The 11,412-nt window shown below is 40.7% G+C and carries 12 protein-coding genes; 6 read left to right on the top strand and 6 right to left on the bottom strand.

The window, feature by feature from the left end; all coding sequences use genetic code 11:
• Nucleotides 1-30: 30 nt before the first annotated feature.
• Nucleotides 31-432 carry a class I SAM-dependent methyltransferase gene (locus RM049_RS10700; protein ID WP_322704138.1) on the bottom strand — a complete coding sequence of 134 codons (402 nt, stop codon included), beginning with the start codon at nucleotides 430-432 and terminating at the stop codon, nucleotides 31-33.
• Nucleotides 433-634: 202 nt separating this feature from the next.
• Between RM049_RS10700 and RM049_RS10695 the strand changes: the two genes are divergently transcribed.
• The 5 genes from RM049_RS10695 (at nucleotide 635) to RM049_RS10675 (ending at nucleotide 4,306) form a co-directional block, all read left to right on the top strand.
• A complete protein-coding gene (locus tag RM049_RS10695) occupies nucleotides 635-1,048 on the top strand; it encodes a secondary thiamine-phosphate synthase enzyme YjbQ (protein ID WP_322701402.1) in 414 nt (137 codons plus the stop codon).
• Between the two features lie 310 nt (nucleotides 1,049-1,358).
• Nucleotides 1,359-2,108: a hypothetical protein gene (locus tag RM049_RS10690; RefSeq protein WP_322704137.1), complete on the top strand. Its 750-nt coding sequence runs from the start codon at nucleotides 1,359-1,361 to the stop codon at nucleotides 2,106-2,108.
• 32 nt (nucleotides 2,109-2,140) lie between these two features.
• The gene (locus RM049_RS10685; protein ID WP_322704136.1) at nucleotides 2,141-2,929 is read left to right on the top strand and encodes a Nif3-like dinuclear metal center hexameric protein; all 789 of its coding nucleotides are present in this window, start codon (nucleotides 2,141-2,143) and stop codon (nucleotides 2,927-2,929) included.
• A 271-nt stretch (nucleotides 2,930-3,200) separates the two neighbouring features.
• Nucleotides 3,201-3,419, top strand: a complete 219-nt coding sequence (locus RM049_RS10680; RefSeq protein WP_322672909.1) for a hypothetical protein — start codon at nucleotides 3,201-3,203, stop codon at nucleotides 3,417-3,419.
• 575 nt (nucleotides 3,420-3,994) lie between these two features.
• Nucleotides 3,995-4,306: a DUF6679 family protein gene (locus RM049_RS10675; RefSeq protein WP_012408115.1), complete on the top strand. Its 312-nt coding sequence runs from the start codon at nucleotides 3,995-3,997 to the stop codon at nucleotides 4,304-4,306.
• Nucleotides 4,307-4,398: 92 nt separating this feature from the next.
• Here the strand turns inward: RM049_RS10675 and RM049_RS10670 are convergent, their stop codons facing one another.
• The 3 genes from RM049_RS10670 to RM049_RS10660 form a co-directional block, all read right to left on the bottom strand.
• Entirely contained in the window at nucleotides 4,399-6,066 is a 1,668-nt protein-coding gene (locus tag RM049_RS10670) for an MBL fold metallo-hydrolase (protein ID WP_322704135.1), read from the bottom strand.
• An 894-nt stretch (nucleotides 6,067-6,960) separates the two neighbouring features.
• Nucleotides 6,961-8,604: a calcium-binding protein gene (locus tag RM049_RS10665; protein WP_322704134.1), complete on the bottom strand. Its 1,644-nt coding sequence runs from the start codon at nucleotides 8,602-8,604 to the stop codon at nucleotides 6,961-6,963.
• Between the two features lie 55 nt (nucleotides 8,605-8,659).
• Nucleotides 8,660-8,788 (bottom strand): hypothetical protein, encoded by a 129-nt coding sequence (locus tag RM049_RS10660; RefSeq protein WP_322704133.1) that lies wholly within the window; start codon nucleotides 8,786-8,788, stop codon nucleotides 8,660-8,662.
• 310 nt (nucleotides 8,789-9,098) lie between these two features.
• On the opposite strand from RM049_RS10660, the gene RM049_RS10655 reads away from it, so the two are divergent.
• Entirely contained in the window at nucleotides 9,099-9,617 is a 519-nt protein-coding gene (locus RM049_RS10655) for a hypothetical protein (RefSeq protein ID WP_322704132.1), read from the top strand.
• Here the strand turns inward: RM049_RS10655 and RM049_RS10650 are convergent.
• Together RM049_RS10650 and RM049_RS10645 are read right to left on the bottom strand one after the other, a co-directional pair.
• Nucleotides 9,589-10,335 (bottom strand): pentapeptide repeat-containing protein, encoded by a 747-nt coding sequence (locus RM049_RS10650; protein ID WP_322704131.1) that lies wholly within the window; start codon nucleotides 10,333-10,335, stop codon nucleotides 9,589-9,591. The genes RM049_RS10655 and RM049_RS10650 overlap by 29 nt on opposite strands.
• Before the next feature lie 163 nt (nucleotides 10,336-10,498).
• Nucleotides 10,499-11,311: a tryptophan-rich sensory protein gene (locus RM049_RS10645; RefSeq protein ID WP_322704130.1), complete on the bottom strand. Its 813-nt coding sequence runs from the start codon at nucleotides 11,309-11,311 to the stop codon at nucleotides 10,499-10,501.
• Between the last annotated feature and the right edge of the window lie 101 nt (nucleotides 11,312-11,412).

Raw genomic sequence — 11,412 nt, 5'->3', positions numbered from 1 at the left:
TTCGCTACTCTCCAGATGTACGGAGTTTTTTCAAAAATCAAATAGGAGTCCTATACTACATAGTAAGTATTCATTGTCGGTATTTGTATCTAAAAAAAACCAAACGCCACTATTTGAATAAGCTAGATCAAAACTCTCTTCTAGTTGCATATTAAGAACATCAGATTCGACTAATTTAATTTTATTTCCCAGTCGTTTTTTTGCTACATCTAACATTTGTTTAGAAATATCAATTCCTGTTAAGTTACAATTCGGTTTTAGTTTTAAGACTCTTTCTGCTACTAGACCTGTACCTACCCCTATCTCTAGGATATTATTAGACTCTCTAATTATAGGAAACAGAGCTCTAACAACCTCATCGTGGTACTCAGTGTAAATATATTGAAATAATAAATCATAATAGTTTGCTGGATTTTCGGCAAATATATTCATAAAACCCTCGTCAAAGTCGGCGCTTGAAGCAAAAAAATCTTATAATAGGTAGATATTAATTATACTGGACTTTAGACTATTAATTTTGAGCGTGGACACGATATTTTGATTAGATGCCAATTTTAATAATAGTTGAGTCGTGTGGCGATCGCAAGAACAAGTTGTTTAATATGCTTATAATACCTTAATTTTAGTATTCCACATGACTCACTATCAAAAGTTACTCAGAATTTCTACTACTGGCAAATCTTTTCAAAACATCACCGCAAAAATTGAAGCTATAGTTGCAGAATCGGGAGTAGAAACCGGCCTTTGTACTTTATTTTTACGCCATACTTCAGCTAGTTTAGTAATCCAAGAAAATGCCGATCCTGATGTACTTGTAGATTTGGCTAACTTTATGGCAAAACTTGTGCCAGAATCAGGCAAATACATTCATGATGCCGAAGGCTCCGATGATATGCCGGCACATATTCGTACTGCACTTACCCATACTTCTGAACATATACCTATTAATCGTGGTCATTTGGCATTAGGAACTTGGCAGGGAATTTATATTTGGGAACATCGTCAACGCAGTCATTCTAGAGAACTAGTTGTGCACATTTCTGCATAGCAAATTTCTTAAATTTAGAAATCGTAGTTAAATTTTATTAGGACTTACGCAAGTGTCCTATTTTTTTGTGCAGCTTGTCCAAAGTCAATAATCAATAATTCCAAAACCTTAACTTTTGGGAGACTATACTAAGTATTTTTACACTTTTGGGATGGGAGAATTCCTTTATTGATAATTAACTAGACATACACTGAGTATTTCATGTCAGTTTGTAAACTTAAAAGTTAAGTTTATTTATATAATTTTAATAACTTATTTATTCTCATATAAAATAATACTTATGTAACCTGCTTGGGCTATTACTATTACTATGAAGCAAGAAATAACACCAACTAATACTTTTCAGATTATTGATGAAATCCTTGCCCAGCAGTCTGTTAAATTATTATCACTGAGTCCTAGAAAAATATTAACTACCAGCTTTGCAGAATTAGAAAATTTGATTGTGGAACAAAATAGTGACATTCAAATTATCACAAGTATTCAAAAAACTATCGAAAGCATAGTCCGTACTCAATTGCAAAACTTCCCAGAAAACATCTTTTGGGATTTCGATTTTTTGGTAAGCAGTATGCTTAGGCAGGCTTTAAATGCAGAGGAGGGCGCTATTGCATTCTTAAAAATTTTTGGTGAAAAGATGGTTTGTCTAACAGAGATGTTCGGCAATAAAACAGAAATTCGCTTTCGTTATGTTCATGATTTTATGTATGGGTTTGAGTGGGCAAGATGGGTACAAAAAGAGCCACAAAAACGCGCACATATAGAGCCTTTTAGTCTGTTATTTTTAGATTATTTACTCATCAAAGGTCAGGAACTTTTACAACGTATTAAGCATGGTCAGGTCGTATCTTATAAACTGTGTGAGACGGGCTACCGCAACCCTTTCACCTTTTCTCGCGAACCAGAAGATGAATACCGTCTGCTAACTTATCTTGCTGAAGAACAACTTATTCCAGTAACGGTATGGAACTGGAATGCTAGCCCTATATGGAATAAACCTTTTCAGGAAATGCGGCAACAATTAGCATTAAAATTAAATATTCAACCACAGAGACGCTGATTAGTAATTAAAAATTGCTGAAGAAAATAATTATGAAAATTGCTGATTTAATTATTTGGTTTGAAGCATGGGCGAATCCCGCTTGGTGTGAAAGTTGGGATAATTGTGGCTGGCAAATTGAACCAGGAGTTTTGCAGAAAGAAACACGGGTTTTGGTGTGTTTGACACCGACTTTGGCGGTAATGCAAGAAGCGATCGCTCTAAATGCTAATCTAATATTTGCCCATCACCCCTTGATTTTTAATCCTCTCAAATCTTTACGTACTGGTGAAGCGATCGCTGAAATGGTACGGTTAGCATTTACCCACAATATTGGTATTTACACTGCTCACACGAATTTTGACCAAGTGCAAGATGGGACTGCTGACGTTTTAGCTCAGATTTTAGAACTTAAAGAAGTTACCCCCATAGAACTTACACAAGCAGGATTAGGATATGGTCGTGTTGGTTTGCTAGAACCATTTCTAACATTACAGGAATTACTCGCAACCATTCAAACCCGACTTTCTCCCCCTAATTTGATTTTTTCTCCAACAGCTAATTTACAGCAAACAATTTCACGAGTTGCTGTTTTGGGTGGTTCGGGGGCTAGTTACATTTCAGCCGTTGTCAAAACAGGTGCCCAAGCTTATCTAACTTCTGACTGTAAATTCCATCAGTTTCAAGAAAGCCGCGACCGCAATCTCATTTTAATCGATGCCGGACATTACGCTACCGAACGTCCCGCTTGCGATCGCTTAGTGCAAAAATTCCAATCTTTAAACTTAGACTGGGTGCAATTAAGTCAAAAAGATGAAGATTTCCGCCAGTTTTTTGCTTGATTGCTGATGTCTCATTATATTTTGTCAATGCTTTTTGAAAAAGTTGTTGTATTTTTATTCTGTTAAAATATTCGGCTTTTCAACATTGATGCTGAAAATTCCTGTGCCCTTTTATCTGTGTAATATTAGAGTATCCAAAACTCATATTGTGATATCAATCACTGATTGAGCGTAATACTAATCACACAGTATTAATGTTTTATATCAATTAGTAAAAGAGGAAAATGTTCCACACTAGACCTAATAATTTGCTCATTCTGCCCTAATCAAGATGATTCGCACAATTATCGCATCTGCTTTCCAAACTGGATATCTGAGTGTTGAATCTGAGGGTTTACTCCAGCAGGTGCTAGCCACTAAATGCTATCAGCCAGAGGATTTGCCAGAACTCGCAACCCTATACGATGCAGTTCGCGTCGGAAAAATTAAACGAGAAGCATCCTCGTCAAACGTGCTTATAGAATTTCCTTTACCACATAAATCCTCCTAAACTTCTAGAGTAGAATTTTCTCATGGTCTTTTCCTTTACTCTTCCCTGACGCTGTTGCCTTTTTTCAGGTTTTTGCCTGAAAAACTCAAAACTATTTGGGTGTTGTTGTTGAAAAGCATCAAGGTCAGCAAGAGAATGAGTTAAGATCAGATACAAGTGGGTAAAAGTAAAGCCAAGTCCCCGGACTTCCCAGTAATGCCAATGATTAAAAGTAGGCAAATTAAACAACCGCAATCAACAATTGTTTTGGAGTATTCTTTATTACATAATGGTAAGAATGACTCAGCAGCAAATATGAACCTGGTTAGGACAGGTACCGAATTGTTTGACTTTTATAGAAGCAGACATTCCCTAGAATAAGCTGGAGGGAGATTGAGTTCATTGTTGGAGCAACCATTGATTTATGACCCAACATTATCCTGATATTTTGACAAATAGAAGCAAATCTTGGGATTGGGTTATGAAGCGCACTTGTTCTAAACGGTGAAATAAACCTCTTAAAGGTGTAATGTAATGGGGTAGAACCCAGATTTTGACAGGTTTAACTACGTTGTTTAAAAAGGCAGAAACAGTACATGCTACACCGCAAGATTTATCAACTGTGTTGCGATGGGCGCGAGGTATGTGTTTTCTTGCGGGACCAGCAACGCTGGATTGAACGCGCCCGCATCATAGACATAGAGGGAGATTTAGTGACCCTACGCTATGAAACAGAAGAAGAGGACGAAGTTTGTTCTTGGGAAGAAATGGTTCGTCTCGAGAGCATTGGTGCTGTAACGCAAAAATTGGCTTCAGTACCGCGCGGTAATGTAGAACCTCTGATGACTGAAGATTGTCCCGAAGCAGAGCGCATCCACAACCGTTACACTGACTCGAATCCAGAATAATTAGTCATTAGTCATTAGTCATTAGTCATTGGTCATTGGTCATTGGTCAAAAATGACAAAGGACAAAGGACAAAGGACAAAACAGCTAATGACTATTGGCTATCATTCAAGCCTTCAAAAGCAGGACAGTAACCTTCGAGAGTTACTTTAAAGTTATACAACGGGGAAGCTGGATTCCAACACCGCTGCCCCCTTTGATGTCGGCAAGTACCACAACAGTCTACATCTGTCCAGGTATAGCGATCGCTGTTTTGGTTGAGCAGTTCTCGTTGAGACAATCCCCTTAATACTAATTCTTCCCCTTGCCAACGAGCTTCGATTAAACCAGTATCGGCAAATTGCCGCCAGCGCTGATCGGCAGTAATCACATTGGGTAGGGTGATTGTGATTACTGTTCCTAACTCTGTCAGTTCGCCTTCGTAGTTAGTCTCTGGTGCTGCCGGTTGTAAAAATGTGTCGCCGATGGGTAGTTCTACTAAGGTATCAGCCGCCGGAGAATGTACGTGGTAGCGGTTTTGCAACTCCTCTAAGCTAGTCAGGTCTGCCAAGTAAGCAGGAGAACCGTGGACAAAAACCACGTGCTGGGGTCGCAAATTATGAATTAGCTGCGTAGTACCAGGGCCATCGCTATGTTGAGCTAAGAGATAAGTTTCAAGAGTGGTGGGCGCTAAATATTCTTTGTTAACTTTTATATCAATTTTTTCTGGTAGGAGAATCAGCCAAGGCCCGGTGTCTAGTTGGCAGTGTTCGCCTAAATCAGATGTCGAGTCGGTGAGGACAATACAAGGTGACTTACCTACACTGGGACGATGTTCTGGTTGTAGACGACGCACGCGGGGACGTACCCGTTCATCCCAAAACAAAGGTTGATGGCGGGCGAAGTTCTGTACCGATGGGGGGAGATGGGGCAGCAGTTCAAGATATGCATCGCATCCAGTGGCGACAGCACCATCTACCCAGATATCTAAATCTCGTCCGGTGAAGTGGTGATGCGATCGCAAGAGCATTAATAATTCTTGACCTAATCCTAAAGCCGGGGTAGGAAGGATTACAGAACAATGGTCAGCGATCGCTCGATTAATTCGCTCGGCTAGTTGATTTTCTTGGTTGCGGCGGTGAGGATGACGGGATGTGCCATAACTACCTTCAATAATTAGCACATCCAAATCTAAACCCCGCAGTTCCTCTAAACGCAAACCTTCTACTAGTCGGGAGTTCGATAAGAAAAAATCCCCTGTATACAGTAGCTTGTAAGTACGCTGCTGGGTGGTATAAGTCAGGAGAATTGCTACTGCTCCTGGTAAATGTCCTGCGGGAAATAATTCTGCCACCAAACCATCTTGGAATTCCACAGGCGATCGCAATGGCAAGGCATGACAAAATTGGGAAATTTTCTCAGGGTCTTCATCTACCCAATTCAGCGGTAGTAACTTGCTAGTTACTTCACTACCATAAATCGGTAACTTGGGAAAAGCTGTATGCAGCGCCAGTAAGCCTTTGGCGTGATCTGGGTGAGCGTGACTAATCAAAACTAAATCTGCTGGTAGGGGCGAACTAGTTCCACGTCCCGATTTAGTAAGCCCCTTAACCAACGATGAAATATCCTCAAAACCACAGTCTAATAGGATGCGGTGCGGGCCCATTTTCACCAACAAACACACGCCCTCATTGTCATGCTGGACGCTATAGGGCAAACATTCTAATTCACTACCCGTTTCCGCAGCATCTACGCGAGAGGATGCCGATAGATTATCCCTCATGCTCTCCTCCCCTCAAACCTCATCGTCATGGACATATCCCAAAAGCCAAAAGTTACACAAATTTTGGTTTTGTGACTTAGGGGTAAGTTTTATCATGCGCCCCTACACCCTGAGAATACAGATTTTTGATTGGGGAGGACGCCTGCACCGAACCCGCACTGGTTCAAAAAGGTGGGCTAACCAGAAGCTATCAAACTAGGAGCTACAGCAGTTTGCCTCTGGTTTCTTTTCCCTTTACAAGTTTTGAACGCTCTTAGCCAACTCACCCTCCGGGAAGTCGAGCGAGCGTCTACAGATTTATCTCAATGTGCGGAGCCATTGCCATGATAATTATCTGAATCATAGAATCCATTTTTCGTGCCGAAAAATAAGCACGAAAGTGTAAATATAACTGTTAATCCAGCTAGAATCAGCTTTACATCCATTTGTCTGCTGCCCTTTACTCAAAGACTTTCCTATATTAATTTAGTGCTTCCGCAATCAAACGGAATCACTAGAAAATCTTTACTATGCTTATATGGATTGGGCAATAGGTAAATTTACCACAATCAGTCAAATTGTAGAACCTTTCGGTCAAGCTGTCTATCCATCTAGATGTAAAGCAATATGACAGCAGGAGCAATTTTCTACAGCCCGTAAAAATCTTCATCTAAAAATAGCATCTCCCAAACCGTACCGCTTGGCAATTAAAGAGTGCTAAAGGATTTCCAAGAAATAAATTATCCCAATAAACGTAGACGCATACCCCTACGGGGAAGCAAGCTACGCAAAGCGTCTGTCTGCGACACGCTGCGCGAACGTAGGCCACAAACTACCACTCCAGGCGCAGAGAACACAGAGAGAATCTTTGCGTCAGTTTTGGGATATTTTTTATTTGGAAGTCCCTAATTTCGATTAAACAACCACAAAATTGTTTTCGCTGAGTGACAATCCAGTAGATAATTGTGCAAATTTTACCTGAGTAAACCCAGACGCACTGCCATCAAGGTCAAAAAACAGTCCACCTGTAGCACTGTTATAGATAAATCGTTGATTGCTTGTTGTTGCAGATGTTCCGAGGGTAAACTGACTTGTCTTAAGTGAACCTGGTGATAACCCGCCACCAAAGCCAGCAGCCGATACCTGAATCAGTTCATTAGTAGCGTTTAAGTCATAAATACTGTCAATACCTTTATTGTAATTATTGAAAACAAAGGTATCAGTACCAGTTCCTCCATAGAGGGTATCATTACCAAAGCCACCTATAAGGGTATCATTCCCACTACCACCATAGATTGTGTTTTTACCAGAGGCGCTAGAGGCAGAGATATAATCATTGCCAGCGCCACCATCAAGTAAGTTATCACCCTTTGAATTAGTAGCATTCAAGTTGTCGTCCCCAGTGCCACCATTAAGAGTGTTTTTTCCAGACGAGCGAGAGTCGTATGTGATGGAGACGTCGCGGGGTGAGTAGGGGTCGCTGGGAATATAGCTGTAGTTGCCAGAAATAGAGAGAGAATCATTGCCATCACCCCCAGAGAGCAAATTATCGCCTGTTGAACCGCCAGCACTCAAGGTATCCTTACCTGCACCGCCGTTGAGGGTGTTTTTACCAGACGAGCGAGAGTCGTAGTCTGCGTAGTTACCTCCGTCGTAGTAGCCAGAGATGGAGAGATTATCATTGCCATCGTCCCCAGAGAGCAAATTATTGCCTGTTGAACCGCTAGCACTCAAGTTATCGTCACCTACGCCACCGTTGAGAGTGTTCTTACCAGACGAGCGAGAGTTGTAGTCGTAGTCTGGGTAGCTAAAGCTTTCGTAGCCAGAAATGGAGAGATAATCATTGCCATAGCCCCCAGAAAGCAGATTATTGCCAACAAGGGAGTCAGTCCCCGTACCACCAATGAGGGTATCATTTCCCACACCACCAATGAGGGTATCATCACCCGCACCACCTCTGAGCAAATCGTTTCCACTCAAGCCATCGATTTTATCATTACCGCCTTGACCATTAACGACATCATTTGAGTCCTCTAACCCCGTAATGTTATTGTTGAGGTCATTGAGGAAAGTTACTGTGTTCTTGATGCCCAGGCTAGTATCAGTAGAGTTGGAATCGAGGACATTAAAGCTGTCGGTGATGCTATTTTGCCCGTCAAACAGGATATTACCAATTGCTGGTTTGCCTCCAGAAGCTTTCAGATTCTCTAAATTTTCTAGTTTGAAATTTTGTAGAATAACTACGGTATCAGTATTCCCCTCAAAAGTGATTTCTAGATCGTTGCCATTCTGAAGCAGCAGTAAATTTTGAGCAGTTAATCCTGCACCCTGAAATTTGATCGTGTCCACTTCAGCAATAACTGCTGCTGTCGGGTTAGTTCCTTTACCGATGCTACCAAAATCAGTGATTGTATCAGTGCCGTCGCCCAAGTCGTAAACAAATTTATCGTTGCCACCGCCACCTGTGAGAAAATCACCTCCCACACCACCAATGAGAGTATCATTCGCAGTACCACCCTGTAGTAAGTCGTAGCCGCTGGTTCCAATGATATTTGCCATAATTTTTACCTACCTGATTCCATTTTTTTAGTAATTTCAGTTCTCAATCTTGAATTTAGCGCTGTTTTCGAGCAGTGGTTGATTGAATTCGGGCAGTGGTTAATTGAATTTGGGCAGTGGTTGATTGAATTTGGGCAGTGGTTAATTGAATTCGGGCAACCTCCAAGAATTTACATAAAGCCATTCAATATATTTGTGATAAATAAATCAATTTATACTTAATAATGCGGGTGTCAATTAACCCTAATTCTGTCTATCCTAGTGCTGTACAGTCCAAGGTAGAAGTCAGTTTTTATCCTGGTGCATTGTAGAAGAATTGTAGGTTGGGTGAAGCAAAGCGCAACCTAACAAAGCTATGAAAATGTTGGGCTTCGTTCCTCAACCCAACCTACGTAGTATATGGTTTTTGGCGCTAACCCAAGCGTATTGTTCTATCAACAGCTTTTTACTTAGCCAATCAGTTTATTCAATTTAGTATTGGTTTGGATATGAGTATGATTTCATTTAGACCATTGATTTTGATTATAGGCACAAGTATTGGTTTACTGCCTTTGTTGTCCAACTGGTGCGTCCAAGCACAAAATCAATCGCAAAACATTGAGCTAAAAATTTATAGTGAAAACGAGCAAAAACAAAGCTGTCCAAGCAAAGTGATTGTCACTGAAAAACCCCGTCCTTATCAAGAAGGTAGTTTTGCAACAGATGGCTCTATTAACCTGAGTGCCTATGCTACTAATATTTCTGTTCAAGCCAGTAATAACTTTAGCGTTACATGGGTTGGGACACTCAAACCAAAATATGCTAGATGCATTGCTTCTGCTGGAATGACTAAGGTTGATGGGCAAGACTACTCTGGAAAGATTAATTATTTACGGATGCACTTTGTTAAAGGTAAAGTTTATTTCATCTTGGATTTGGCTGGTGGCTCCGATCCTAATGATTATCCCCTAGTAGTGCTAAAAAATAGTTTCAAGAATGGCAATCCTACCTGGACTTGGGGTGGAACTGACTAGAGGTAATACTGGAGTTTGGCGATGATTGTTGAGCAAAAGCCAAGTCACTTTCAATTAACTTGGCATTTGTTAGGTTAGCCCCACTCAAATTGCACAAGTGAAAATTTGCCCCTCTTAGGTCTGCTAGTGACAGATTAGCTCCTGTTAAATCTGCACCACTGAGGTTGACTTCACTTAAGTTAGCACCACTGAGGTTAGCCCCCTGAAGTGAAGCTTTTTGCAAGTTTGCCTCGCTTAGGTTAGCCCTCATCAGGTATGCTTTACTTAAATCGGCTCCACTTAAATTCGCTTGACTGAGGTCTGCTGCTGTTAAATCAGCTTTACTGAGATTAGCTTGACTTAAGTTTGCCCAACTCAATGAGGCATAACTTAAGTTAATTTCACTTAGCTTCATGGTCGCAAGTACAGCACACCTCAAATTAGCATTAATAAAATTTCTTTCTCCGATTGCATAACGGCGTAAAATTTCATCAGTTGTTACTGTGTTCAAAACGGCTTTTGATGTGCCTTGATAACACCATGTAGCTTGTAATAGTTTGGCAGCAGTGTTAACAGCTATTTCATCATTAGAAGTTATAATTACACCATTGCAGCCATCCCATTGACCGTTAAGCATTAGAGCAATCTCATTAGCGGCAGTAATTGAGTCAAATAGTAAAACAGATTCTTTATGCCGTTTTAACCAGTTATTCCAACCAATCGAGATAATATTTTTCATTTCTATAAATTTTGAATTTTTTAGACGATTCCGGCTTTAACTATCTATTTTGGCTAATGACAATCAGACTGGTATGTGTAACAACCGACCATTATTGTGCGTGCTTAACGAACGCTTCTAAAAGTTCTCTCTTAAGAAACGCTGGGCGGGTATGTTATTACACTTAAATATGTTCTTGTTGGGTGCGTAAGCTGTTAATCGTAGCGATTAAAACTAGGAAAATGGCCAAAACCAATACGGTATTTCTGAGCATTGAGTTATCAAAATGCTTGAGTGCGTTCGTCGCAGACGTTGGCGCAGCCATCGCCACTAATGCCCAGACTATTACTCCTGCATAAGCGATGTCTCGACGCTGGATAACCATAACTGCTGCAACTGCTGTTGCTATCAATACCATGATGAGAGTCCAGATTACAGGAGAAATCCCCCAACCGTTCCACCCGTGAAAATCCAAGGCACACGCTACATTGACAATAGTCGCGACGCTAATCCAACCTAGATAAATGCTAATTGGAAAGTGAATACACCATTTTTTCAGCCGAGGCACACGCGATTTGCCAATTTCTAACTGCACATAGACAGCAATCAGGGGCAACAGAATCAAGAGCATTGCAATTACAGAAAAAGCAAAAAGCCGAGACAAAAACAGATATACCCAAATACTTTGAGCAACACAGGCGATCGCTAACAGATAACCTGTCTTACGTAAATCAGACTCATATCGTTGATTAGGTAGAGCTTGGTATACGCCAAAAGCAAACAACCCCAGGTAAATCAGCCCCCAGATAGCAAAGGCGTAATTAGCAGGGATAATCAAGACATTTTTAAACAAAGTATTGGAAATTTCCCCGATGTTAAGTCCATTGAGCGGAAAAATGTTCGATACTACGTTGATAACAAAAGCACCAAAGATTGCAGCCAAAGTAACAAGCTGCCGCCAAAGATCCCGGTAATTGCCTTTTGTGGACTGCTGCATAGGATGTTAACTCATAATCTTTTGTGGCTTTCTTTCAGCTTACATCTGAAAAGAGTGATGCATATAAGCCACAGCCATATCGAGCAAGTTAATCAGGAGTT

The sequence above is a fragment of the Nostoc sp. DedQUE04 genome, from assembly GCF_034530995.1.
Taxonomy (GTDB): domain Bacteria; phylum Cyanobacteriota; class Cyanobacteriia; order Cyanobacteriales; family Nostocaceae; genus Nostoc.
The sequence above is the reverse complement of the archived record's forward strand: the minus strand, read 5'-3'. Positions and strand labels throughout refer to the sequence as shown.

Bases quoted from the DNA above. Each gene is read 5' to 3' on its own strand.
- RM049_RS10680 (WP_322672909.1), top strand. From the start codon at position 3,201: ATGATTCGCACAATTATCGCATCTGCTTTCCAAACTGGATATCTGAGT.
- RM049_RS10665 (WP_322704134.1), bottom strand. From the start codon at position 8,604: ATGGCAAATATCATTGGAACCAGCGGCTACGACTTACTACAGGGTGGT.
- RM049_RS10650 (WP_322704131.1), bottom strand. From the start codon at position 10,335: ATGAAAAATATTATCTCGATTGGTTGGAATAACTGGTTAAAACGGCAT.
- RM049_RS10645 (WP_322704130.1), bottom strand. From the start codon at position 11,311: ATGCAGCAGTCCACAAAAGGCAATTACCGGGATCTTTGGCGGCAGCTT.
- RM049_RS10670 (WP_322704135.1), bottom strand. From the start codon at position 6,066: ATGAGGGATAATCTATCGGCATCCTCTCGCGTAGATGCTGCGGAAACG.
- RM049_RS10695 (WP_322701402.1), top strand. From the start codon at position 635: ATGACTCACTATCAAAAGTTACTCAGAATTTCTACTACTGGCAAATCT.
- RM049_RS10700 (WP_322704138.1), bottom strand. From the start codon at position 432: ATGAATATATTTGCCGAAAATCCAGCAAACTATTATGATTTATTATTT.
- RM049_RS10655 (WP_322704132.1), top strand. From the start codon at position 9,099: ATGATTTCATTTAGACCATTGATTTTGATTATAGGCACAAGTATTGGT.
- RM049_RS10685 (WP_322704136.1), top strand. From the start codon at position 2,141: ATGAAAATTGCTGATTTAATTATTTGGTTTGAAGCATGGGCGAATCCC.
- RM049_RS10660 (WP_322704133.1), bottom strand. From the start codon at position 8,788: ATGGCTTTATGTAAATTCTTGGAGGTTGCCCGAATTCAATTAACCACT.
- RM049_RS10690 (WP_322704137.1), top strand. From the start codon at position 1,359: ATGAAGCAAGAAATAACACCAACTAATACTTTTCAGATTATTGATGAA.
- RM049_RS10675 (WP_012408115.1), top strand. From the start codon at position 3,995: ATGCTACACCGCAAGATTTATCAACTGTGTTGCGATGGGCGCGAGGTA.